The organism is Candidatus Nitrosopumilus sp. (assembly GCF_965262695.1).
Taxonomy (GTDB): Archaea; Thermoproteota; Nitrososphaeria; order Nitrososphaerales; family Nitrosopumilaceae; genus Nitrosopumilus.
Genome location: NZ_OZ253550.1, coordinates 1,324,053 through 1,349,158 on the forward strand (window position 1 = coordinate 1,324,053; position 25,106 = coordinate 1,349,158).

The following is a 25,106-nucleotide window of genomic DNA, read 5'->3' on the forward strand; positions in this document are numbered from 1 at the left end:
TCAATGATTCTCTTCTAGCGAATCCAAAATATCATGTACATTATTTGGCCCTGCCTGAATGGAAATGATTTTTTTTGTTTTTAGAGCATTTTCTACCTCTTTTTTTGCAAAAGTTGGAATTTCTTCTGAATTGATAGTTGCAATCTTTTCTAACTTCTTGATATTTCTCTCTAATCCAATCTCTTTTGCGTCATCAAACAAACTTAGATCCACTCCAGATAATGGAACAAGTGGAATTTTCTTTTTTGAAAATACTAGTTTTAGAGAATTATCTATAAAATCTGATGCAAATATTTGTGGAGATAAAGCCAATGCGACTCGTTTGTTTGAGAATTGGAGCATTATTTCCAAAATTGAATTTACATATGTTAAATAATTTTTAATTCCATTAAGATTTATTTTTAGATGAAAGAATTCTAATTCAATTTTTTCTTGAACTAATCTCGGAATTATCTGATTTAGTGTTTTAGATAGATTCATCAACTCTGATTTTTGTCGATAACAAACTATCACTTTTGTATCATATCCTTGTTTTATGGTTTCATAACAGGAGACTGCTGATAATTCATCATATACTGCACAAATTGTCTTTTCGTTTTGTGATTGATATGGAATACCACCTTTTCCTTTATCTGAAAAAATACAGATGTATGCATTGTTTTTTGTCAAAAATGTATATAATAATTTGTCATGGTTTTGTTCAGTTCCTGGATAAGCACCTAACTTTGCTTTTTTTTCTATAATGTTTGATGTTGCAGCAATTTCAACATCTTTTACAAGAAATCCTTTAGAGATTCCCTCTACTTTAACTAGAAATTTTTCACCTTTTAAGAGTAAATTACCTCCTACAGAAGTAATTTCTGAAACAATATCCTGATAATTATTTTGTATTTGTCTTGCAATTGCAATCTCTTTTATTCCAAAAAGCATGTTGATTGCGGATGATGCAAAAACTGGATCATTGGCATCAACTAAAATAATTTCTTCATCTCGTTTTACAGATTTGAATTGCTGATTTTTTATTTTGAGAATTTTTTTAATATTTGAAATTAATTGTGGAATCTTATTTTTTGAAAATATAGTTGGAAAAACTATAACATACGATGTTTCATCCATATTTTCTACTTGAAAATCTACTTGTTTATAATTTAGGATAAAACTTCGCGTAATCAATATAAAACAAATACTTTAACTCAATATGTGACTAGATTTACACAAGAACAAGTAGATGATCTTAACTTAAAGATAAAGACTGCAGAAGAAGCTCTTCAATGGGTATCAGATAATTTACATCCTAAAGTTGCAAAAGCCTCTAGCTTTGGTGCTGAAGATGCAGTCGTAATGGATATGATGTTAAAAATTAATCCAGAATTTAGATTCTTTACTTTAGATACTGGGAGATTGCCTCAAGAGACATATGATATCATGGATGTCTTGAGAAAAAAATACAATATTACAATTGAGGTATTATTTCCTGACACCAAAGAAGTTCAAGATATGGTAAAAGAAAAAGGACTAAATCTATTCTATGAAAGTGTAGAGAACAGAAAACTTTGTTGTGAAATACGTAAAGTACATCCAATGAACAAAATGTTGAGTACTTTAGATGGATGGATTACGGGACTAAGAAGAGAACAGACCAAAATCAGAGAAGATGTAACAATGTTTCAAATTGATCATGGACACGGTGGTATCCTAAAGATTAACCCAATAATTGATTGGACATGGGATCAAATTCAAGAACATATCAAAAAATATGATTTACCATACAATAGCCTTCTTGACAAAGGTTATCCTAGTATTGGATGTGAACCTTGTACTAGACCAATAAAGCCTGGAGAAGATATTCGTGCAGGAAGATGGTGGTGGGAACAAGGAGAACACAAAGAGTGTGGCCTTCATATAGAGCGTAAAAATGAGGATTAGTATGTCCGAAAGTGATTCAATCAAACCTCATGGTGGAGTACTAGTTAACAGAATTACAGATGTTGATCCTACTGGATTATTCTCAATTACAATTTCAGAAGATCTTGCAAACGATGTTGAAAACATTGCAGATGGTATCTTTAGCCCCTTAGAGGGATTTTTAGGCCAACAAGACTTTGAAAGTGTTGTATCAAGAGGAAGACTAGCAAATGATTTGGCATGGACCATTCCTATTGTGTTAGATGTTGATGAAGAAACTGCTAATAAAATGAAAGATGCAGGGGATGTACTATTACAAAATCAAGATAAAATTGGTATTGCAGTATTACATGTTGATGAAATATTTACTTTTGATAAGGAAAAAGCAGCCAAAGGAGTCTATGGTACTAATGATTTAGCTCATCCAGGTGTATCTTATACAATATCAATGAAAGATTTCTTGGTGAGTGGAAAAATTGATTTTATTCAAAGACCAAATGATACTGAAATTAGAAAAAATAGACTTACTCCAAAACAAACAAGAGAAGCATTTGCACAAGCTGGATGGAAAACTATCTGTGCATTTCAAACTAGAAATCCTCCACATGTAGCACATGAGATGTTACAAAAAACATCAATTACAACACGAGATGGAGTGTTTGTGAATCCTGTTATTGGAAAGAAAAAATCTGGTGATTTTGTTGATGAAGTAATCGTAAAATGTTATGAAACAATGATAGAACACTACTATCCAGAAAATAGATGTAGATTAGGAACTTTACATACTCAAATGAAATATGCAGGTCCAAAAGAAGCAATTCATCATGCAATCATGAGACAAAATTATGGTTGCACTCATATTATTATCGGTAGAGATCATGCAGGAGTTGGAAAATTCTATGATCCGATGGCAGCACAAGAAATCTTTTCAGATTATCCTGAATTAGAGATATCTCCAGTATTTTTCCCACCATTCTTCTATTGTAGAAAATGTCTTACATACACAACTCCAAAGGCATGTCCACATGATAATGATGACAAAGAGCAAATTAGTGGAACTGCATTAAGAGAAATGATTCAAAATGGACAAGCACCTTCTGAATTTATCTTAAGACCTGAAGTTGCACAAGTAATCTTGAATCATCCAAAACCTTTTGTTGATTAGATATTTATTCAATCAAACTTGCACTAGCTCAATGAAATATCTATTTGCAGCAATTTTACTTTCTGGAATTTTTATTACGCCTGCATTTGCTCAGGAAGTAAATCCATCATTAATTATTGATTCAATAGAGATTCCTGCTGAAGAATTTAACAGAGTTTTACGAGATGCATCTATTGTTCCATTAAATGATATTCATGCAGTAAGCTGGCAAGTAACAATTGACAACAATCTACTTTATGCAAATCCTGATGGAAATGCAGTCTTTAGGCTCTATGACGCTAATTCTGAAGATGAATTTATTGAAGTCGGAATGGGTTCAATTCCTGATAACAAATTCTGGGTTGCAGTACAAACTCCAAAAGAAGGATACATTGTAGTTCATAGTGACTTGGAAAGAGGTTGGTATCCTCAAGCAAAATCAATCATATCCTTTACTGACAGAGCAGGACTGACTGTAAATAACGGAGCAAGAATTGTAGTTACCAATTTGGATATTGGAGAATTTGCAATTGGTTCTTATTCTGTACATGGAATGGAGGGTTCTACTGATCCTCCTGCAGTCAATTCTGGTAGTTTACTTTTAGAATTTCTCTCAGGTGATCCTTCAAAGAATGCATTTGCAATGTTTCCATTTTATGTTGCAGCAGGTATTGGTGTTATAGTTGGTGTATTGTTTCTAACTAAGAAGCGTTCTTAGATTTGTAAAACTTGCAACTTCTTTTTATCTTACATACATCACACATTGGAGATATTGGTTTGCATATGTTTTGACCATACATTACAAAAGTATCATTGATGTCAATCCAGAATTTTTTATCTACCTTTCTCATTAATTCTTGTTCTGTCTCTTCAGGATTCTTTGTTTCAACTAATCCTAATCTATTTGAAATTCTATGAACATGAATATCAACTGGAATTGCAGGTTTTTCAAATGCGTAAACTAAAACACAGTTTGCAGTTTTTCTTCCCACTCCTGGTAATTCTACTAAAGTATCCAAATCTTCAGGTACTTTGCCTTTGTATTTTGAATCAATTATCTTTGCAACTTCGATAATTCTTTTAGATTTTACATGATAGAATCCAATTGGTTTGATTATTTTTTCAACATCTTTTAGTTTGGCATTTGCAAGTTGTTTTGGATTTTTGTATTTTGAGAATAACACTTTGACTACTTTGGTTGTACTCTCGTCTTTTGTTCTAGCAGAGAGTATCGTTCCAATCAAAATACTAAATGGACCAGTTTCAGCATCATGAAGATCTCTTAATGCAGTTATCCGTGGTGTCTTTACAGAGTTCATCGTATCCATCATTTTGCTTAGAATTTTTTCCATTTTCATATGAAAAACTACGTACAAGTATTATAACTGTAAATCCAAATTAATCTCATTGGAATTAACTAGAGAAGAAGAATCTGCGTTAAAAGGTGAACAAGGTGAAATTATGCAGATGGCATACAGAATTCTTGTTGCAACTGGTGAGGCAACAGATGCGGAAAAACTAGTTCCAATTGAATGGACTCACCTTTCAGGAGTAAATTACAATACAATAGGTGATGCAGGAGAAGAATTTCTTTCTAGTATTAGTAAAGATGCTCGAGTCAAAGTAAAGACTACTCTAAATCCGATGGGATTTGATATTGACAATGTATCAAATTATGGATTAGATGAAAATTTTATCTCAAAACAACTCTCTATTAGAAATTCATATGAAACGATGGGCGTAATTCCATCTTTTTCATGTATTCCTTATGAAATTTTTGATATTCCAAAAGATGGAACACAAGTTGCATTTGCAGAAAGTAATGCTGCAATTCATGCAAATTCGTATGATAATTTGAAAACAAACAAAGAAAGTGCATTTAGTGCTTTAGCTAGTGCATTAACAGGAAAAAGCCCCTATTCGTCATTGCGAAAAGAAGATTCGTCAAATGTTACAATTAGAATGAAAGTAGACGATCCAAATGAACTAACATATGGAATGTTGGGATTTTTTGCTGGCAAAGTTGGAGATATCTCTGTAAATGTTTCTGGTTTAGGCCAGATGGATAATCGTCAATGTAAAGCAATGTGTGGGGGAATGGGTACATCTGGAACGTGTGCCAAATTTATTTTTGGAGAAGTTAATCCAGATTCTGAAAAAATTGATTTTGATGAAAAAGCAATGCAAAATGTTCATGATGAGCTAAACACATCTGAGAAAGGTGATATCATTACACTTGGTAGTCCTCAACTGGGCTTGGAAGAAATTTCAGAACTTGCTGGAAAACTAAAGGGAAGAACGTTTGAGAAAAGATGTATGATATTTACTCCAAGAACTGTAAAAGAACAAGCAAACAAAATTGGTTATACAAATGAATTGGAACGTGCAGGATGCGAAATTCTTTCTGATTGTTGTACTTGTCTTACTCCATTAATCAACAAAGATAATGTTGATGCAGTTACCACTAATAGTATTAAGGGTGCATTTTACTTGAAAAACTCTAATGGTGTTGGTGTGAATTTAAAATCACTATCACAAATTATAGAAGATGAGACAAGATGAAAGTTCTAGTTTCAGGAAAAGTTGAAGGCACTGTTTTAAAATCAAAAGATGCAATTAATTTTTTAGGTACAGTTGATAAAAAAACTGGAATTATTAGTGACAAAAATCATTCTATATATGAAAAATCAATTAAAGATACGATTCTAGTTTTTCCTTCAGGTGTTGGGAGTAGTGTTGGTGCATACACAATTTACTCTATAAAATCAAATGGAACTGCACCTCTTGCAATGATTTGTACTAAAGCTGATCTTACAGTAGCCACTGGGTGTGCACTAGCAAATATTCCATTAATAATTATCTCTGATGAAGAATTTTCTTCAATAAATAATGGAATGAAACTATCCCTTGATACTGATTCTAATCGTCCTCTTCAGTATCAATGAATTTTTGAATATCTGCTTCTCCTCTATTGACATCTTTTACTTGGCTTTTTCCAGCAGGCATTACACGAACAAATTCATCAATCGTGATTTTTTTGGTAATTTCTTCGTGAATTTTTGAAAATTCTATTCTAATTTTCTTTGCCGCATCAACCATCTCGATTCCCTGAGGCTCAATTATTGCATAGCAGATTGAATTTTTCTTGATTGTTTCCGGAGGACCACATGTTAGTGCAAAACCATCTTCCTGTGGAATTATTCCAACAGCTAGTTTGAGATTTCCACTTTTGATAAAATTTCTTTGCCCCTCAATTGTAAACGAACCTTTTGGAAGAAATTCTCCACTAGGAGCTGATTTTTTCACTTGATCAGGATTGACCCAATATGCACTAACACCATACATTCCTTCTCTCCATGCACGACTAAAGCAAACTGTTGCATGTGCAACTTCATTCATACTGGTATCTGGTGCATTTTGTGCATCTTTGATAATAAAGAATGGAGAACCAAAAATATCTCCATGGAAAATTTTGTCATTTTTATCCAAATGTTTTCGCACGACAGCAGAGTTTGATGCAGCATCTCTACCACCAATTACTAAAAATCCATCCGATGTATAGAACCATCTGTATCTTTCATACCAATTTTTCTTTCTAATTTCAGAAACTAAAATTGAATCTTTTTCGGACTCTGTTTTGTTTTGTAGCTTTTCTAATTTCTTCAAAGTTTTAGATTTAATTTCTTCAATTGAATTAATTGCCCCTGATTGTTTCTTTGCTTCGTTAAATAATGTAGATGCAATTGATTGTAAAGATGTCTTTGTGTTTATTTTTATTTTTTCATCTTGAATAACAATTAATGATATTCCTTTCTCAGTGACCAATTTTGCATTATTACTTGCCAAAATTACTTGTGCAGATGTATCTTCAATTGACATAATTCCCTTTGAAATCATCTCAAAGAGAGAATTTGCAACGTTTGTGATATTTTTTGATCTGTCTTTTACTGTTTGAATTGCCTTTTCTTGCTCAGAAATTTGGGTTTCAAGTTCCTTTATTTTCTTATCAGAACCACTTGTTTGAATTGATTTTCCTTTTTCTACAATGTTTTGTGTAAAAACAGTATCAAGTCCTTCTATGAAGCTGTTTACTTTAGTAATTTCTCCTTTGATTTTTCCAAGTTGAATTGGAAGAACTTCTGTTTTTTCATTTCTTACAATTATAGGATCATGATTTTCTAAAACAATATCTGAAACAGTTTTCTTAGTTATTTCAAAAATTCTTTTAATTTCTTCTTCATTTAGAAGATTTCCAATCTTTTTTGGATCAACATTTGCAATTTCAAAAACACCTTCAACATATTTTTTAGGTAGACCCAAAGTACGTCCAAACCATTTTGCAGCAACTAAATCTGTTGTTTTAATACCTTCAAAATCTGTTTCAGATAAATTGAAAATATCTAATCCACTTTGTGGAGGTTGAGTATATTCTAATCCTACACTTAGTTTTCTATGTCTTACATCAATTGAATGCTGTAATGCAAGAATTTTCATCTCATTATTACACAGTAAAATATTCCCATCTCCAAAAAATTCACCAACTAAGACAAATTCCTTTCCAAATCCCTCAAAAATAAAATATGCAATTCTCTCTGCACCAATTTGTTCTATCTTTTTTAATTTTAATCTAAGAAGATCACTTCGTAGTCTTTTGAGTAATTTGTTTGGTTCAACTTGATCAATTTTTACTTTAGTTAGCCAAACACCTGAAGTAGAGATCATCATAAAGAGATCACTTTTTTCAGTATGATGTAATTTGAAAAGTATGCTATCTTTTGTTATTCCATAGATATTACTAACATAGTAATCTTCAACTTGTTTTGAAATTTTATCGACCAAATACCGTAATTCAATTCCTGATAATGTCATGCCTATCATATTTTACATCTAAAATTATATCCTTGCTATGACGTGCTCAATTTTTGACCAAAGATATTAAACATGGTTTGCTTGAGACACGCTAGAAATTTAATTGGCTAAATTCAAAAAGAAAAAATCAGAACCTACACCTGAGCCTGAGGACTCTAAGAAGGAATCTCCTCAAGAAGAGCCAGTTGATATTCCTGAAACAGAAAAAACTGAATCAGCCCCTGAGCCATCAAAAGAACCTCCAATAAATGAGGCTGAAAAAAGTGAAAAAGACAAAAAATTAAACAAATTATTTTGGTTACGTGTTGTTCTTGCAGTTATTGCAGGTACTACTGCTACTTTTATCTTTGAAGATATTGAAGGTGAAGACAGAAGATGGGCGTCAATTGGATTTATGATTATAGTATTCTTTGCAACAATTATTGTGGCAAAAGGAATGAAAATGCAATTACCATCATCAGATAGAAAAAAAATTGTTACACAAGCAATTGGTAGCTATATTTTCTTGTACTTGTTTACCTGGATTGTAACTTATACCCTAGTTCATTCTGGAAACGTTTCTCCTGGAATTAATCTGTAGTAGAATCTACAGAAGGTGATAATCTAATGTGGAATTACAAAACTCCTGGAATTTCTGATGAGGAATTTGAAAGAACCGAAAAAGTTCCTATTACTAAAGAAGAAGTAAGAACTGTTCAAATTAGTAAAGCCAGACTAAATCCAGGACAAACTGTATATGATATTGGTTGTGGTAGTGGATCTATTTCTGTGGAATCTGCATTGCAAGTTGAATCTTCAGGAAAAGTACTTGCAATTGACTATGATCAAAATGCAGTGGACTTGACAAAAAGGAATCTACAGAAATTTAATCTTTCAAATGTTTCAGTAATATTTGGTAATGCCAAAGAAAAAATCTCAGAACTTGAAGAAGCTGATGCAATATTTGTTGGTGGTACTGGTGGTGATACAAAAGAAATTGTAGAGCTGTCAGAAAAAAAACTAAAGTCTGGAGGTAGAATTGTAATTGGAATTATACTTATTGAAACACTGTATTCTGTGTTGCAAGTTATGGATAAATTACAGTTTAAAGAAGTGGATATTACTCAAGTAACCATATCTAAGAGTAGAAAAACCACTACTGGTACCATGATGCTAGCACGAAATCCAATAACCATAATTTCTGCAACTAAAGCCTAATCTAGCTTTTAATTGGGAGAAAAATTAGTCATTTTATGCCTGGATTGATAGGAATCGGTGTTGGCCCTGGAGATCCAGAACTTCTTACAGTTAAGGCTGTAAAGGCAATTGAAAATGCCGATATTATCATGTGCCCTGCATCAAAAGAGGACAGACCTAGCATTGCATTATCTGTAGTTGATTCTCTTATTGACAAATCCAAAAACCAAGAGATTGTAAAACTAATTTTTCCTATGACTAAAGATCAAGATGTTCTTAAAGAAACTTGGAAAAAAAATGCAAAGATTATGGCTGAAACTGTACTATCTGGAAAAAATGTAGTTTATCTCACAGTAGGTGACCCATTTTTGTACAGTACTTGGATTTACATGCACAAAGATCTTACAGAAAAATATCCAGAAATGAACATTAGTGTTATTCCTGGAATTGTTTCAATGTTTACTTTTGCTTCAAAGGTTGGTGTAAGTATTGCAGAAGGTGCAGAAAAAGTTGCAATCATTCCCTCTTGTTATGATTTGAGTAGTGTTAAAGAAATTGCAAAAAATTCCGAATCCATGATATTTCTAAAGGATGGTAGATACTTTGATCAAGTTATTGATGTTTTAAAAGAATCAGGATTTCCTGATAATTCTATTTTTGCAATTGGACAAGACTTGGGAACTGAAAATGAAATAATTAGAAAGATGACTCTAGGTGAAGTAAATGATGATACATTAACTACAAAATATTTCTCTATACTGGTGGTAAAACGTGTCTGATGTTTTCTTTGTTGGTTGTGGACCAGGTGATCCTGAACTAATTACTGTTAAAGCAAAAAAATTAATTCAAAAAGCAGATGTTGTCGTCTATTCTGGATCTTTAATCCCAGAACCAATTCTGAAATTGTGTAAAAAAGGAAAACTCTATGATGCAGCTGGAATGGTTAGAGAAGAAATTTTTGATGTGTTATACAAAAATGCAAAAAAAGACAAACTTGTTGTCAGATTGCATGATGGTGATCCATCAATCTATGGTGCAATCAAAGAGCAAATTGATAATCTTACAAAAAAAGGAATAAAATCTACAGTTGTGCCTGGAGTAACCGCATTTTTAGCCTCAGCAGCTGCTTTGGGAACTCAATTAACCCTTCCAGGAGTAACTCAAACAATTATTGTAACTAGAGCAGAATCTAGAACCAAAGTTCCAAAAAGAGAAAAAATTTCAGAACTTGCAAAACACAAATCAACATTGATCTTTTATCTTAGTGTTCATTTGATTTCAGACTTGGTAAAAGAAGCAATTGAAGGTGGATACAAAAAGAAAACACCTGTTGCAGTAGTGTATAGAGCAAGTTGGAAAGATCAAAAAATTATCAAAGGAACACTTGGTGATATTGCAAAGAAACTCAAAGAAGAGAAAATTACTAGAACTGCCATTGTCATAATTAGTGATGTAATTGATCCTGAAACATATGAATATTCAAAACTATATGATAAAAAATTCAGTCATGGTTATAGAAAAGCTAAAAAGACAAAAAATTAATTTTATTTTTAATTCCAATTTTTAATAATTTTGATTGAAAGTTTTCTGTATTTCCAGAAGTAAAAATCTTTAAAGAATTTCTTTTCAATTGTTTATTTTTTATTTTTGAATAAATTTTTTGAGCTACAATATTTCCTGGATCAATAAATTGTATGTTTGGAAATTCTTTTTCTAAATATTTTTTTAAAAATGGTAAATGTGTACTAGATAATGTGATAACATCAATTTGATTTTTATTTAATACTTGTAATTCTTTTTTAATAATTTTTTCACAATATTTTTTTTCTGTAAGAAATTTTCCAGACTCTACTAAATCTACAAGCTTTGAACCATTAATTTTAAAAATTTTAAAAGATTTGGGAATATTTTCTTGAACGTATTTTGATAACCCTTTACTCTTTATCGCAGATTTTGTTGCAAGAATTCCAATTTGTTTTGATGTTGTGAGTTTTTTTGCTTCTTTTAGTGGTGGTTTTACATCAAAGATTTTCTTTGTAGATAGATTTAGCATAAGACTGGGTGTATTTGATGCTATAACTATGAAATCAGGCGAAAATTTCTCTAACAAATTGATGGATTTACGCATAATTCTTCCTAATTGAGCCTGAGATTTTTTGCCGTAAGGGTAGTTTTGTTGGTCAGCAAAATAGATGATTTCAGACTTGAATGATTTTTGCATTTCTTTAATGATAGATAGTGAGCCTAATCCTGAATCAAATACTGCAATTTTAGCCACAACATTACAAATAGAATCTCAGAATAATAGTTTGTTAGCTAATTTTACCTAAAAACTGATCTAAATTTACACCCGACATTAAGACTAAATTTCTAAATCCAAATCATGCCAAACTTCGATAAGACTTGGGCTCGACAAGAGACCCAAAGCGTAACTGGCAAACTCCGAGAAGCAGTAAAGCCTCAAGGTGCATTAAAACCACGAATTCAAACTGCAGTAAACAAACTACAAGTCCAAATCTCAAAAATGGACTCTATGTTAGGTAAACTGCACGAAAGAGATGCGCAACTCTTTCAGAGAGTCGTGACTGCAATGCAGCAACATGATACTAGCACAAGTAGAGTTTTGTCTAACGAATTAGCTGAAATTCGTAAAGTTACAAAGATGCTCGGCAACGCAAGAATGTCATTAGAACAAGTCCAACTAAGACTCACAACTATTCATGATCTTGGTGATGCTATGGTAGCAATTGGACCAGCAATGTCTACAATGAAGGGATTGAAGTCATCGCTAGGAAGATTCATGCCAGAAGCAGACTCAGAATTGAATACCATGACCCAGACACTCAATGGACTTATGATGGATTCACTTGCAGGAGACTCATTTAACATGGAGTCTGATGTTTCTAGTGAAGAAACAGAGAAGATCCTACAAGAAGCATCTGCAGTAGCTGAACAACAGATTGGTGATAAATTCCCATCTGTACCTTCCTCAACTGGACTTTCGTCAGGTACCTCTACTTCTACCTTTGAGTAGTTGGGAAAAGACGTTAGTCGTTTCTTTTTATTTTAATTTCTAAAAAACTAGTTTAGTAATTTTTCTTTGAAGGTAAATTTCTTGTTTAAAACAAAGTTTCCAAATGCTGCTGTAGCCACTGCTAAAATCAATGCTAATGGATATGAAATTTCAGCACTATCTACTAGGAAAAATACCATCCCTAATTGTACTAGTGCGCCTAGTGAACTAAACAATGCAAACTTACCATACTGTGACATTGTCTTTTTGATTCTGAAATCTCTGTCATTAAATGTCCAAGCTTTGTTTAAAATAAAATTAGTTGTAATCGATGCAATAATTCCAATAACATTTGCATGCAAGTACCACATATCTGAAATTCCACCTGCAAACAATAATGATATCAAATAGTTTACCACAAATCCCGAAGCACCAACTGTGTAAAATCTTGCTGCCTTGTAAAGAAATTTTACAGATTTTCTTTTTTCATTCTCTTCTTCTGGTTTACCATATCGATAAAGTTTCCAAACTGATTTGTAATAATCAAAAATTGTTTTCATGCTTAGTTTACTTGCACCCAACTCTCTATCTTGAAACGTATATGGGATCTCTGTAATTGTAACATTTTTTGTTTTTACAAGAATTTCTAAAAGAATTTTGTAACCAATTGCATCAATATTTAATCCATTTAGAATATTTTTCTTGAATGCAAAAAACCCTGACATTGGATCTTTTGTATTAATCCCTAATCCTTTTTTTGCAATCAATGTTGCAAACTTACTGATTAGTTTTCTTTTTGCAGACCAGTTTTCAATTTTACCTCCTTTAATGTAACGTGATGCTACTGCAATATCATACTGATATTTTTTTATTGATTCAACTAATTTTGGAATCACTTGTGGCGGATGAGAAAAATCTGAATCCATTACAACGATTGTATCTCCAGTTGCTTGCTGAATTCCTTTAATAATTGCAGAACCTAAACCATCCTTTGTTTTTCTGTGAATAATCTCAATTGTATAGTTTGTAATTTTCTTCAAATTTTTTAGATAATCCTCAACAATTTTGCCTGTACCGTCAGGCGAATTGTCATCAACAACAATTGCTTGTGCTGAAATATTTTTGGGCAAATTATCTTTAATTGATTTTAATATGTTGAGAATATTTTGAGATTCATTGTATGTAGGAATTATAATTGAGATCTGATTATTTGGCTTTTCTACCAACATATTCTCCCAGAAATTTTCAGTAGTTATTAATTTTTAATTATTTTTTAGGCTTGACAGTCTATTTTTATTACTCCTCAACTTCGTTACTTTTTCTAAAAGTTCTTACTCACAGATTTCACTGTAAAAACAAAATCAAAGATATCTCAAAAAATTTTAATTCATTCAGATTAATCTATGGAAAACCAACAGATTCTAAAAGAATAGAATCCATGTCAGAAATTTTTATTCTAGATTGTTCCATAGAGTCTCTTTTTCTTATTGTGACAGTATCATCTTCTAACGTTTGATGATCAACCGTGACTGCAAAAGGAGCTCCAATCTCATCCAATCTCCTATATCTTCTACCAATTGCACCTGAATGATCCAAGAAAGCATCAAACTTTCGTTTAATAGAAAGATAAATCTCATCTGTTTTCTCTTTTAATCCATCTTTTTTTACTAATGATAAAATTCCTACATGAGTTGGTGCTAAGTATGGTTTTAGTGACAAAACTATTCTTTCATGTTCTTTGTCATCTTTAAGTGAGTGTTCTAATATTGTGTATAAACTCCTATCAATTCCCATTGAAATCTCAAACACGTGTGGTAATACCTTATCATCACCATCCATAATTTCAAATTTTTCTTTACTTTTGTTTGCATGACTGGACAAATCATAATCTGATCTATAGTTACATGCAACTAATTCTAACCATCCAATCGTCGTTTCTACTTCAAAGTCAAATGCAACTTCTGCATAGAATGCCTTTTCTTTATCTCCCAATTTCCTAAACCTGCTTTTTGAGATATCTATGCCTGTTTTTTCATAAAATTCAGTTAGTATTCCTAGATAATATGCTACAAACTTGTTTGGAACGGTTCCAGACTCTACTGCTTCTTTACAAGTCATTTCAACTGGTTCAGAATCTGTCTGTACTCTGATTACCGTATCTTGAATCTCTACAAACTTTTCAACCTCATCTAATCTTGATGGATTACAAAATACCTCTATCTCTGCTTGATAAAATTCTCTCAAACGTAACAAACTTTGTCTAGGTGCTATTTCATTTCTAAAACTTTTTCCAACCTGTGCAATTCCTAAAGGTAGTTTTCCTCTCATAGTTTTGTATAATCTAGGAAAATCAACAAATATTGATTGACATGTTTCTGGTCTAAGATATGCTTCTTCTTCTTCAGGACCTATTCCCACTCTAAACATCATATTGAAATTCTTTGTTTTATCAAAATCCCCTTTACACTTTGGACATTTTATGTTATTTTGATTAATTGCATTATCAAATTCTTCCAAATCTGCACTTTCAGGGATTTCAATTTGTGTCAACTCTGCAATTGTTCTATCTGCTCTAAATGTTGAATTACATTTTGTACATTTTATTATCGGATCGGCAAAATTTCCCAAATGACCTGAAGCTTCAAAAACTGATTTTGACATGATTTGAGAACCATCAATTTCTAACATTCCGTCTCTTCTGATTAACTCTCTTCTCCATAATTCTAGAAATTTATTTTTTAATCCTACTCCTGTTGGACCATATTCCCAAAATCCAGCTTGTGCATCAGCATAAACTTCACAGCTTGGAAAGTAAAACCCACGCTCAAGTGCTAATTTCATTACTGCTTCATAGTCCATATTTACTCACTAAAACCATTGAATAAATTTCTACGCAAATTCTTTTGCTTTTCGAATGTTCTCAAAGTCATCTCTATCATCATCAATAGGTGTCTCCAAAATTATTGGTATCTTCTTCTTATTTGCAAACTTTACAATGGCTGAAATCCCTTTTTCACCTATTCCACCCATTCCTAAATGATAATGTCTATCAAGATTGCAACCAATATCACCTTTAGCATCATTTAGATGAAGAATTTTCAAATTATCTATTCCTACATATTTGTCGAATTCTGCAAAAGTTTCTTTGACTTTAGCTTCGGCTCTTAAATCATATCCAAAAACAAATGCATGACATGAATCTAAACAAACACCAAATTTTTTTGCAGGTTTTAGTTGTTTGAATATTTCTCCTAATTGTTTAAAGTCTGAACCGACGGAATTTTTTTGTCCTGCTGTATTTTCTAATAGAATCATTACATCATTTTTTGTTTTACCTGCTTGAGTTAATCCTTCAACTAATTTCTTAATTCCTGCTTCTTCTCCAGTTCCCAAATGACTTCCAAGATGTGTTACAAGATATGGAATTCCTAGTTGTGCACATCTCTCAACTTCATCTACCAATGTTTTTACTGACTTTTCAAATCCATCTTCTTTTGGTGTAGCTAAATTTGGTAAATATGGCATATGTGCACAAGTTGCAAATCTATCAATTTTGCTTTCTTTTAATTTTGATTTAAAATTTGTAATGTCCTCTTTTGTAAGTGGTTTTGCATGCCATCCTCTTGGATTTCTTGTAAAAATCTGAAAGGCTGAACATTCTCTTTCAACTGCATTATCAACTGCTTTGTCAATGGAACCTGAAATTGATACATGACAACCAATCTGCATATTTGAAATTTTATTCAAACATAATTTAAATCAGCATCAAATATACTGAAACCAGATTTTTAAGTAAACTAGGTAATTTACTATTATGCTGGCACTTGGACAAGATGAAATTGCAAAATATCCATTTTTGGCTGACGCTGGTCAATATCTAAAAGATAAGGGATTCACTTTAGAACAATTTGGAACCGATCCTGATCTAAAAGAACTGATAACTAAGGCATATGATCGAATTCAGGTTGCAGCAGATGGAAAGATCTACAAATCTGATCTAATTGAAGATCAGGTGTCAAAAGAAGCAGCACTTCCGAGAGAGGTTTTTTCATTCTTACTTGCTATAGTCTTGTTAAAACTAAGTGGCATGCATACTCTAATCAAGAGATTTGCTCTTGCTGAAGCACGACGAGCTGAAAGATATCTGGAAAAGGATTTAGCAAACATCTCAGATGAATCAAAAAAACAATTAGCAATTAGGGTTATTGATGACTTATTTTCAGTTCAGATAGAAAAAATTAATGATTATTTTGTAATCCCGGTATCAGATTATCTAAAACATTCAATTAATTTTCATGAACGAGAATGGAAATTAATTAACAGACATGTGGAAAATGGACAAGTTTTTCTTACTCCTCATGAAACTGTAAGATTGATTAGAAAAGAACTTGGTACATATATCAATTCAAAAATAGTTAATGCAAAAACACCTACAATGATTCCTGGTTTTGAAGATTCTGTAAACAAACTTGTAATGTTATCAAAAAAATTCTCTACTTTTACAGTAACAACTGGAGAATATCCTCCATGCATTAAACATGCAATTGACATACTTGAAAAAGGTGAAAATCTTCCACATTCTGGTAGATTTATGCTGGCAACATTTCTTCTTTCAAAAGGACAGTCTGTTCAACAAATTGCACCATTATTCAAAAATGCTCCTGATTATAATGAACGTGTAACTCTTTACCAGCTTAATCATCTAGCTGGAACATCAGGTAGTGGTACTCAATACTCATGTCCTTCATGTGAAAAAATAAAAACACAAAGTCTTTGTTTTGCAACGTCAGAATGTGATGGCATTATTAGTCCTTTACAATTTGGAAAGAAGAGAAAATAATGAAAGAAACTGATATTAAATTTCTAGAAGGTACGTTCAAAAAGTATTATTTTGAACAATTTGACTTGATTAGAGTACCTGAACGTACCTCTGAAAGAGAATTTGGTTATCAGAAATTTAATTCTGGAATGACACGTCATATTTCAGTCAAAGACGACAAAGAATTACATTTACTACTAATGCAAAATGTCCCATCTGACGTATATTGTTCTAATGCATACTATTCATTTCCTAATTTACCTATGAATGAAAAAGATTGGAAAGAAGCTGATCTTATTTTTGACATTGATGCCAAAGATCTTAATTTGTCTTGTAGAACAAGTCACACATTATCTATTTGTAATGAATGTAATGAAATTTCAAATAATTCTGAAAAATGCTTAAAATGTAATTCAACCAAATTAGAAAAGAAATCTCTACCATGTAAAAATTGTATAGATTCATCAAAAACTGAGGTTTTAAAATTATCAGAAATTCTAACAAATGATTTTTCAATAAATAAAAATGACATTCAAGTATATTTTTCTGGTAATGAAGGATTTCATGTCTATGTATACAATTCACAATTCCAACAAATTGGTTCTAGAGAAAGATCAGAACTTGTAGATTACATTATGTTTAATGGTGCAATTCCTGAAAAATTTGGCATGAAAAAATTCAAGCCAAATAGAAATTCTTTTCCAAACTTTGATGAATCTGGATGGAGAGGAAGATTTTCCAAATATATCTACGGCTCAAAATCAAAGAGATCAAAAATAATCTCAGAATTACTTTCAAATGGTTATTCATCATTTCAACAAACTTTGGATGATATTTCTAAAAATATTGGAACAAAAATTGATCCTAATGTAACAATGGATATACACAGAATATTTCGTTTACCAGGTTCTATCAACAGTAAAAGTGGTCTTACAAAAATTCATTGTATAGACTTAGAAAAATTTGATGCCTACACAGATTCATCTTTTCTTAGCGATGATGCTGTAGAAGTATTAGCAAATTGTCCAGTTGAATTTAAACTAAAAAATAAAAAATTTGGTCCATATCATAATGAAAAAGTAAGTGTTCCGACATTTGCTGCAGTCTATATGATCTGTAAAAAACTAGCAACAATTGCCTGATTTTGCTGGTAAGACATTAATTTACCAAATCTTAACTCAACTTGATTTTGTATAGCGCCTCTACTGATAAGCAGACTCCTCCTCCTGATGCTGGAAAATACATCAGATTGGGCATTGTTGCAATCATTGGTATTGTAATTTTTGCAATTGTAGGAAATCAAGCAGTCATTTTATCCATGAATTTTACAGAATTTGGCGATCAATTTACCAAGCCTCTCTATTACACACTTGTTTCTACCATTATTTTATCTGCAATAGCTCTAGTTCGTGTAAATGCCGCCGGACGTTCTTCTATTTTCTGGTACGCAATTAATACCGCAATTGGATTTTTAGGCCGAAGTGGACAACAGCCAATATCTAATGCAGTGCCAAGTTTTAGAGACTACAAATTAAGTTCAGCTCAATTTGTCATCTGGCAAATTACCAAAATCTTCCTCTTTGGTGCATTCTTTGCAAATATTATGTTTGGATTTGCTGCAATGTCCTTTATTGATGGAAATTATCTTGGAATAGAAAATCTACCAAAATTATTCTCATTACCATTTGTCACACCGGAAACTGATCCAAACTATGCTGCAGAAAATGTAGTTCCAATGATTCCTGCATTAGTAATTTTGATTCCTCCAATACTTGCAGCAATTGGATTACGTCTAGTTTTGTATGTTGGGTTACACAGAATAATTAATGTAATTACTTCCTTCCTTCAAGACTCTAATGAAGGTAAACCTAGATACCTAAACTATGTTTCAACTATTGAAGGAATAATTGGTATCGGTATAATTTGGGCAGGATTTAATTTATTTTTCACTGATCAAATTGATTATAACACAAGATACGTAATTGGTGGTACACTTGTTATTGGTTTTGCATTAATTGCATTTTCAGTAGTTGATAGGATTAGAGCACGTGTTCTAACTCATATGTTTAAGAGAGACGTATACATTAGAATACTTACAATTATTGCAATTGCAATAATTGTTGCAGGAGTTGTTTCTGTAAATAACAGCATTGCAGATGCAAAAAAGATTGAATTTTTGGGACCATATACAGCTCAACAAATTGGAGTTAATAGATACTTAGGTGAGCTGAATAATGTACAAGAAAACACTCATGATGTTCAGTTAACTTCTGTTTCTCCAAACAATATCAAAAACTATGTTTCTCAAAATAGTGATGTTTTAGATGTAATTCGAGTTTGGGATTGGGAAGCAGCTTTTGCCAAATTAAAGCCTGAAATTGGTTTGATTCCTTATGTAAACTTTGAAGATAATGATATTCTGAGATTCAATAATACTTTGTATTGGACAGCCTCAATGAAGCCTGTTCTTCCAACATCAGTTAGTCTCGAAAATAGATGGTACAATGAACATCTTGTATACACGCATGTTCCAGAAGGATTCCTTACTTTGGAAGCTACTGATGGACAAATTGTTGATAGTAGTCAATTTTTCAAACAAAGAGAAATTTACTATGGTGAAGGCGGTTTATTTGAAACAACTTGGTCAGGTTATCCTAATTCCAGAGGCTCTGATAGTGCAGAGCTTGGTGGCGTATCGTATTCTGGATTGGGTGGATTAGATGTTTCACCACCATTAAGTTGGATATTTGAGCCAAACTTTTTGCTTTCATTTCCAGCAGAATCTGTCCATATAATGAGATACAAAGATGTCCATGATAGAATGCAAACCTTGTATCCTTATTTCCTCTATGACTTGTTTGGTAAAGAACTAGATTCACTTCCTGTAACTGATGGAGAAAATTCCTATTGGTTAATTCCATTAATAATTGGATTTGATACACGAGATGTTCCTTGGTCTGTTGGAAATCCATACCTGCGTTTAGTTGGATATGCTCTTGTTGATTCGTATGATGGTGATATTCAATTACTAAAGACAGGAGATGATTTCTTTACAGAAATGTTTGCAAGTCAATATGAGGAACGATTCGAACCAATGCCTGCTTGGTTAGAGGAGCAAATTAGATATCCTGTTGAGTTATTTAACTGGAAAACTGAAATGTACAATGTTTACCATGTAACCAATGTTGAAACATTCATTCAAGCAAATGAATTTTATGAAATTCCTCGTGGTCTTGATACCTATTATGTTGAGGCAAAACCACCTGGATTTGATCAAACTGAATTCTTAGGATTACTATCATTAGAATTACGTGGTTCTGAAGGAAGAAACCTTGCAGGATATATGGTAGTTGAAAACGACCTCACTAATCTAGGAGACTTGCAGTTCTATGAAGTTCCTCTAAACTCTACAACCAAATTAATTGGTCCAACTGCAGTTAGAGAAGCACTTGATAGAGATCCTGAATTTGCTCAATTAAAGACATTATTGAGAAATCCAAGAATTGGTGATAATATTTTGTATCGTGTAGGCGCTCATGATGTTTACTTTATTCCTGTTTATACTGCTGGTGCAGGTGGTGTAGTTGCACAATTAGGAACAATTGCAGCTGTAGGTGCAGCATTTAATGGAGAATATTTTGTTGGACTAGGAGACACTCAAGAACAAGCCTTTGAAGCCTATCTGAAGAAAGTCTCAGGTGTTGCAGGTTCTGTTACTGTTGCTGATGATGATTATGTTGAACTAGATAGAACTAATAGAATTGAAATCATCAAAAAAGTATTTGAGGAAAATGAAATTACTGTATCAGAACCAACTTCAATACAAATCCCATTGTCATTTAATGAAGGAGAGTTATTCTTCTTTACTGAAAATGAACGTGAAGAAACTATAGAATTCCTATCACAGTTCATTGATGACTTTGTAAAACCAAGAAGTGACAGAGTATTCATGTGGGAAGAAGAAAACAATCTAAACATTGGAACAATATATGTCAAAGATGGCATATCTGAGATTCATTATGTCTCAATTGAGGTAGGCAGCTAATTGCTTCTGGTTGTAGATAATGGATCAATTTATACAAAAAATCTAACTGATTTTCTTTCTGAAAAAAATATCTCATTTGATATTCAAACACCAAATACTTTGAATCTCAATTCATTATCAAATTATGATTCTTTTATTTTATCTGGAAGAAGAAAAAATGAAAAAAAGATTAATGAAATAAATTCTAAAATTGTAAATTATTCTATAAGAAATGATTCTAAATTACTTGGTATATGTTATGGTGCAGAAATTTTGGCTCTTACTTTAGGAGGAACAATTAAGAAAAGTTCTTCTCTTCAAAAAGGAAATGAAACTGTAAAAATGGTTAAAAATAATCTAATCGATAACGATTCATTACTAGTTTTTGAAAGTCATAATTTTGAGATCTCCAAATTACCTTCAGACTTAGTTTCTATTGGAGAATCCACTAATTGTAAATATGAAATTATTAAACATGTGAGCAAGCCTATTTTTGGAACCCAATTTCATCCTGAAATGAGTTTAGATGGAAATAATCTAATTGAGAAGTTTTGTATGCTCTGAATGATTTTAATTACTCTGAAAATTTGATTAATTTATGGAACAAGAAGACCATGAATTACTTTTACCTCTAGTTGAAGAAGAAAATATTTGTCTACCATTACCAGTTAATGTTGTCTCAAAATATTGGAATATTGATTTACCAATGGCTGAAGCTATTGAGACTGCAAAAAAATATGCCGGATTTAACGGCAGCATACTAATTGAGGGAATTGAATCTGCAGAAAGACATGGATTAGTATGTAAAATTGTCCATTCATCTCTAAATGAACTAAAAAAAATTATTGATTCTGGAATCCCTCCAATAGTAATTCTTCCAGGAATTCCTGAGGTTACTCAACATGCATCAATTATTACTGGTTACAATGATGAAGAAAAAACTATCTTGCATTATATTCAAACAGGAAATCAAGAAGGAGAAATGCAAGAAGGTGCAATACCTGAAGATATTTTTGAAAAAGAATGGTCTGAAGAAGGCAAATTATTGATAATAATAGCACCTGAAGATGTTTTATCTTCTATCAAACTTGAGAATGATTCTTTTGAAAACTCAAATCGATTATGTTTTGAATCCGAACGACAAAGTATTCTGAAAAATTTTTCTGAAGCAATCAAATCACTAAATCGAGCAATTGAATTGAATCCAAATAATTCTATTGCACTACATCTTCTGGGTACTATGATGAATGAACAAAAATCGTCTGAATGCATAAAATTTTATGAAAAGTGTTTGGAACTCAATAATCGCTCTTATTTGACCTATAATGGACTTGGAAATTTCTATCTTAAAACAAATAACTTTGAAAAAGCAGAAGATTGCTACACAAAAGCAATTGAAATCAATCCAAAACGTTCTGCTAAAATTTACAAAAATCGTGCTTATCTTAGAGAACAACAAAATAAGAACAGTGATGCAAAAGATGATCTCAAAAACTATTTGAAATATTTCCCAAAGGCTCCTGACAGAGGAATAATAGAACAAGCAATTCGTGAATTGTAATGCGGAATACGGGATTTGAACCCGTGGCCTTCAGCTTGGGAAGCTGATGTCATACCAGACTAAACTAACTCTGCTTGAGCCACCTTCATCAACTATGATTAAATATCTTAATTCACAATTTAGTACATGGATGCAAGATGTCCCGAATGTGAAAAAGTTGCAGTCTTGGATGATGACGTCACAAATGTAAAATGTCCTCATTGTAATTTTGAAGCAGATTATGAAACTTATCTTGAAATCATGAAAGATCAAGCAATAAACATGTCTTCTGAATACATTCCTGATAGACCTGGGATATAGTTTACCAATAATTTCCTTTATCTGAACAATCTAAATGAGAACCGCAATTTGGACAAAACATGTGACAGGCTTGCATATCCACCATCTTATTATCGCATTTTGGACATCGTATATCTTCAGCCATGTACATCTTTATTGTGAACAATTTAAAAATAATGTCCAAAGGTTAATTAGTCGTTTTAGATTTTTTTCGAATACTTGGCAAACTTCAAGATTACCATTTCAGATATCAAAGGAAAATCAATGTCAAAAGAGCTTAAAGATAGCGATGCGAATCCTCTCTTGGGACTTGAATTAGGACATGAAACTGATGCATCTGTTGTTGGTTTAAGTGGAAAACTAAAACTCACTGGAGGCAGTGATAAATCTGGTGTCCCAATGAGAAATGATATTCATGGAGCTGCAAGAAAATATGTTCTACTTTCTAAAGGAGTTGGCTTACAAGATGCAGAGAAAGGACAAAGAGTTAGAAAATTAATGCGTGGAAATACTATTTCAGAAGAAATCTATCAAATTAATTGTAAATTTGATGGTGAATTACCTGTTGAAGCTCCTGCAGAAGATGCAGCAGAATCTACAGAAGAAAAATCTGAAGATAAAAAAGAATAACTTAACATATACCGATTCTACATTTTGACTCATGCATTGGCGAGATACACTTCCTGATTGGTATATTGAAAAGTATGGTTATCAACCATGTGTTAACATTGGAACTGCTGGCCATGTAGATCATGGAAAAACTACTCTTATCCAAGCATTAACTGGTTCTTGGACAAGTGTTCATAGTCAAGAACTAAAACGTGGAATTACAATTCGAGTTGGATATTCTGATGCAGCATTTTACAAATGTAAGAGCTGTGAAGAACCTTTAGGCTATTCTACAACACCAAAATGTAACAACTGTGGTGGAGAAAGCGAATTATCTAGAGTTGTTAGTTTTGTAGATAGTCCTGGACACGAAAGTTTGATGGCAAACATGTTGTCAGGTTCTGCCTTAATGGATGGCGCATTATTACTAGTTGCAGCAAATGAGAAGGTTCCTAAACCACAAACAAAAGAACACCTCTTAGCACTTCAAACACTTGGAATTCAACAGATTGTAGTTGTTCAAAATAAAGTTGATTTATTATCTTACAAAGAAGTACTTGCAAACTATCAAGATATTACAAAATTTGTTAAGGGAACTCATGCTGCAAAAGCACCAATCATTCCAATCTCAGCTCAGTCTGGCCTAAATGTTGATGCATTAATCGGTTCAATAGAATCTAGTATCAAAACTCCTGATAGAGATGAAAAACAAGATACAGTTATGCATGTTTTGCGTTCTTTTGATGTTAACAAACCTGGTACTAAACTAAAAAATATCAAGGGGGGAGTTATTGGTGGAAGTTTAACTCAGGGTATTTTCAATATTGGTGATGAAATTGAGATTAAACCTGGAATCTTAAATGAAAAGAAAAAAACTTATGAACCATTAGTAACAGAGATTACTTCGTTAGGAACTGCTGCAGGAATTGTTGAATCAGTAAAACCTGGTGGGTTAGTTGCAATTGGTACTAAATTAGATCCTTCAATGACTCGTAGTGATTCATTTATTGGCTCAGTAATTGGAAAACCAGGAACACTACCTGAAAACTCTACAAAATTAAAACTAGATGTGACATTATTTGATTCAGCAGTAGGAACTACTGAAGATATCAAAGTTCAACCAATACAAACAGGGGAATTACTTAGAGTAAATATTGGTACTGCTCCATTATTAGGCAAAGTGTCTAAAGTTAAATCTAAAAATGTAGAGATTGAATTAAGAAGACCTGCCTGTATTTTTGAAGGTGGAAATGTAGCACTAAGTAGAAGAATTGATGAACGATGGAGACTAATTGGTGCCGGAATAGTTGGTTGAAGTAATCTGTGATACCAGTTTTCTCATTAATCTTGCTACTAGAAGGATAAAAAACATTGATAATCTTGATGTAGAAATAGGTACTATTTCCTTTGTTGTTCCAGAAGTTGTAAAAACAGAATTACTAAAATTACATTTGATTCCTGAAAAAAAACATGATATTGAAAAAACATTAGATTACATCAAAAATTTGAAAACAATTCAATTATCAGGTTCTTTTGCAGATAAAGAACTATTAGAATTTGCAAAATTCAATAAATCTATTATTGGTACAATGGATAAAGAATTGAAAAAACAAATAAAATCTGTAGGAGGCTCCATACTGTCTCTTTCTAATGATAGAATAATTTTAGAATCCTAGAAAAATTTAACTTTAGGCTTTTTCTCATTAT

The 25,106-nt window shown here is 32.2% G+C and carries 26 protein-coding genes and 1 tRNA gene; 19 read left to right on the plus strand and 8 right to left on the minus strand.

Annotated elements, in window-relative coordinates; translation table 11 throughout:
* On the minus strand, positions 1–1,116 hold the full coding sequence (locus ACQY2P_RS08075; protein WP_428326127.1) for a thiamine biosynthesis protein: 1,116 nt from the start codon (positions 1,114–1,116) through the stop codon (positions 1–3).
* Between the two features lie 84 nt (positions 1,117–1,200).
* On the opposite strand from ACQY2P_RS08075, the gene ACQY2P_RS08080 reads away from it, so the two are divergent.
* From ACQY2P_RS08080 to ACQY2P_RS08090, 3 genes are read left to right on the plus strand one after another with little or no spacing between them, the layout of a single operon-like run.
* Positions 1,201–1,926: a phosphoadenylyl-sulfate reductase gene (locus tag ACQY2P_RS08080; RefSeq protein WP_428326128.1), complete on the plus strand. Its 726-nt coding sequence runs from the start codon at positions 1,201–1,203 to the stop codon at positions 1,924–1,926.
* 1 nt (position 1,927) lies between these two features.
* Complete coding sequence (gene sat / locus ACQY2P_RS08085; protein WP_428326129.1) at positions 1,928–3,070, plus strand: sulfate adenylyltransferase; 1,143 nt, start codon at positions 1,928–1,930, stop codon at positions 3,068–3,070.
* Positions 3,071–3,101: 31 nt separating this feature from the next.
* Positions 3,102–3,767 (plus strand): hypothetical protein, encoded by a 666-nt coding sequence (locus ACQY2P_RS08090; protein WP_428326130.1) that lies wholly within the window; start codon positions 3,102–3,104, stop codon positions 3,765–3,767.
* On the opposite strand, the gene ACQY2P_RS08095 is transcribed toward ACQY2P_RS08090, so the two are convergent.
* Positions 3,751–4,401, minus strand: a complete 651-nt coding sequence (locus ACQY2P_RS08095) for an endonuclease III domain-containing protein (RefSeq protein WP_428326131.1) — start codon at positions 4,399–4,401, stop codon at positions 3,751–3,753. The two genes, ACQY2P_RS08090 and ACQY2P_RS08095, sit on opposite strands and share 17 nt — an antisense overlap.
* 55 nt (positions 4,402–4,456) lie before the next feature.
* Between ACQY2P_RS08095 and ACQY2P_RS08100 the strand changes: the two genes are divergently transcribed.
* On the plus strand, positions 4,457–5,611 hold the full coding sequence (locus ACQY2P_RS08100; RefSeq protein ID WP_428326132.1) for an aconitase X: 1,155 nt from the start codon (positions 4,457–4,459) through the stop codon (positions 5,609–5,611).
* Positions 5,608–5,994, plus strand: a complete 387-nt coding sequence (locus tag ACQY2P_RS08105) for an aconitase X swivel domain-containing protein (RefSeq protein ID WP_428326133.1) — start codon at positions 5,608–5,610, stop codon at positions 5,992–5,994. Before ACQY2P_RS08100 ends, ACQY2P_RS08105 begins: the two co-directional genes overlap by 4 nt.
* Here the strand turns inward: ACQY2P_RS08105 and rqcH are convergent.
* Complete coding sequence (gene rqcH, locus ACQY2P_RS08110; RefSeq protein ID WP_428326134.1) at positions 5,969–7,918, minus strand: ribosome rescue protein RqcH; 1,950 nt, start codon at positions 7,916–7,918, stop codon at positions 5,969–5,971. The genes ACQY2P_RS08105 and rqcH overlap by 26 nt on opposite strands.
* Positions 7,919–8,021: 103 nt before the next feature.
* Here rqcH and ACQY2P_RS08115 point away from each other — a divergent pair, with 103 nt between their 5' ends.
* The 4 genes from ACQY2P_RS08115 to cobM are packed head-to-tail and all read left to right on the plus strand — an operon-like array spanning position 8,022 to position 10,636.
* Positions 8,022–8,498 (plus strand): hypothetical protein, encoded by a 477-nt coding sequence (locus ACQY2P_RS08115; protein WP_428326135.1) that lies wholly within the window; start codon positions 8,022–8,024, stop codon positions 8,496–8,498.
* Positions 8,499–8,524: 26 nt separating this feature from the next.
* Positions 8,525–9,115, plus strand: a complete 591-nt coding sequence (cbiT, locus tag ACQY2P_RS08120) for a precorrin-6Y C5,15-methyltransferase (decarboxylating) subunit CbiT (RefSeq protein WP_428326136.1) — start codon at positions 8,525–8,527, stop codon at positions 9,113–9,115.
* 35 nt (positions 9,116–9,150) lie between these two features.
* Positions 9,151–9,873, plus strand: a complete 723-nt coding sequence (cobI, locus tag ACQY2P_RS08125; RefSeq protein ID WP_428326137.1) for a precorrin-2 C(20)-methyltransferase — start codon at positions 9,151–9,153, stop codon at positions 9,871–9,873.
* Complete coding sequence (cobM, locus tag ACQY2P_RS08130) at positions 9,866–10,636, plus strand: precorrin-4 C(11)-methyltransferase (RefSeq protein WP_428326138.1); 771 nt, start codon at positions 9,866–9,868, stop codon at positions 10,634–10,636. Before cobI ends, cobM begins: the two co-directional genes overlap by 8 nt.
* Here the strand turns inward: cobM and ACQY2P_RS08135 are convergent.
* Complete coding sequence (locus tag ACQY2P_RS08135; RefSeq protein ID WP_428326139.1) at positions 10,617–11,372, minus strand: glutamate racemase; 756 nt, start codon at positions 11,370–11,372, stop codon at positions 10,617–10,619. The genes cobM and ACQY2P_RS08135 overlap by 20 nt on opposite strands.
* 105 nt (positions 11,373–11,477) lie before the next feature.
* Here ACQY2P_RS08135 and ACQY2P_RS08140 point away from each other — a divergent pair, with 105 nt between their 5' ends.
* Positions 11,478–12,128 (plus strand): Snf7 family protein, encoded by a 651-nt coding sequence (locus ACQY2P_RS08140; protein ID WP_012214448.1) that lies wholly within the window; start codon positions 11,478–11,480, stop codon positions 12,126–12,128.
* Between the two features lie 47 nt (positions 12,129–12,175).
* On the opposite strand, the gene ACQY2P_RS08145 is transcribed toward ACQY2P_RS08140, so the two are convergent.
* From ACQY2P_RS08145 to ACQY2P_RS08155, 3 genes are all read right to left on the minus strand, one after another.
* Positions 12,176–13,336, minus strand: a complete 1,161-nt coding sequence (locus tag ACQY2P_RS08145; protein ID WP_428326140.1) for a glycosyltransferase — start codon at positions 13,334–13,336, stop codon at positions 12,176–12,178.
* A 172-nt stretch (positions 13,337–13,508) separates the two neighbouring features.
* A complete protein-coding gene (glyS, locus tag ACQY2P_RS08150; protein ID WP_428326141.1) occupies positions 13,509–14,966 on the minus strand; it encodes a glycine--tRNA ligase in 1,458 nt (485 codons plus the stop codon).
* Between the two features lie 30 nt (positions 14,967–14,996).
* Positions 14,997–15,836 carry a deoxyribonuclease IV gene (locus ACQY2P_RS08155; protein WP_428326142.1) on the minus strand — a complete coding sequence of 280 codons (840 nt, stop codon included), beginning with the start codon at positions 15,834–15,836 and terminating at the stop codon, positions 14,997–14,999.
* Positions 15,837–15,921: 85 nt separating this feature from the next.
* Here ACQY2P_RS08155 and ACQY2P_RS08160 point away from each other — a divergent pair, with 85 nt between their 5' ends.
* The 5 genes from ACQY2P_RS08160 to ACQY2P_RS08180 are packed head-to-tail and all read left to right on the plus strand — an operon-like array spanning position 15,922 to position 22,511.
* Positions 15,922–16,947: a DNA primase gene (locus ACQY2P_RS08160; RefSeq protein ID WP_428326143.1), complete on the plus strand. Its 1,026-nt coding sequence runs from the start codon at positions 15,922–15,924 to the stop codon at positions 16,945–16,947.
* The gene (locus ACQY2P_RS08165) at positions 16,947–18,068 is read left to right on the plus strand and encodes a DNA primase small subunit domain-containing protein (RefSeq protein ID WP_428326144.1); all 1,122 of its coding nucleotides are present in this window, start codon (positions 16,947–16,949) and stop codon (positions 18,066–18,068) included. The genes ACQY2P_RS08160 and ACQY2P_RS08165 overlap by 1 nt, the downstream gene beginning before the upstream one ends.
* A 47-nt stretch (positions 18,069–18,115) precedes the next feature.
* Positions 18,116–20,971, plus strand: coding sequence for a UPF0182 family protein (locus ACQY2P_RS08170; protein WP_428326145.1), 2,856 nt, complete (start codon positions 18,116–18,118; stop codon positions 20,969–20,971).
* Positions 20,972–21,514, plus strand: coding sequence for a type 1 glutamine amidotransferase (locus ACQY2P_RS08175; RefSeq protein ID WP_428326146.1), 543 nt, complete (start codon positions 20,972–20,974; stop codon positions 21,512–21,514).
* Between the two features lie 34 nt (positions 21,515–21,548).
* Entirely contained in the window at positions 21,549–22,511 is a 963-nt protein-coding gene (locus ACQY2P_RS08180) for a tetratricopeptide repeat protein (RefSeq protein WP_428326147.1), read from the plus strand.
* Here the strand turns inward: ACQY2P_RS08180 and ACQY2P_RS08185 are convergent.
* A tRNA-Gly gene (locus ACQY2P_RS08185) sits at positions 22,512–22,585 on the minus strand. It abuts the gene before it with no gap.
* A 52-nt stretch (positions 22,586–22,637) separates the two neighbouring features.
* Here ACQY2P_RS08185 and ACQY2P_RS08190 point away from each other — a divergent pair.
* From ACQY2P_RS08190 to ACQY2P_RS08205, 4 genes are all read left to right on the plus strand, one after another.
* On the plus strand, positions 22,638–22,811 hold the full coding sequence (locus tag ACQY2P_RS08190; protein ID WP_428326148.1) for a zinc-domain-containing protein: 174 nt from the start codon (positions 22,638–22,640) through the stop codon (positions 22,809–22,811).
* Between the two features lie 198 nt (positions 22,812–23,009).
* The gene (locus ACQY2P_RS08195; protein WP_428326149.1) at positions 23,010–23,420 is read left to right on the plus strand and encodes a S6e family ribosomal protein; all 411 of its coding nucleotides are present in this window, start codon (positions 23,010–23,012) and stop codon (positions 23,418–23,420) included.
* A 31-nt stretch (positions 23,421–23,451) separates the two neighbouring features.
* Positions 23,452–24,714: a translation initiation factor IF-2 subunit gamma gene (locus ACQY2P_RS08200; protein ID WP_428326150.1), complete on the plus strand. Its 1,263-nt coding sequence runs from the start codon at positions 23,452–23,454 to the stop codon at positions 24,712–24,714.
* Positions 24,707–25,075 carry a PIN domain-containing protein gene (locus ACQY2P_RS08205; protein ID WP_428326151.1) on the plus strand — a complete coding sequence of 123 codons (369 nt, stop codon included), beginning with the start codon at positions 24,707–24,709 and terminating at the stop codon, positions 25,073–25,075. The genes ACQY2P_RS08200 and ACQY2P_RS08205 overlap by 8 nt, the downstream gene beginning before the upstream one ends.
* The last annotated feature ends 31 nt before the right edge of the window (positions 25,076–25,106 follow it).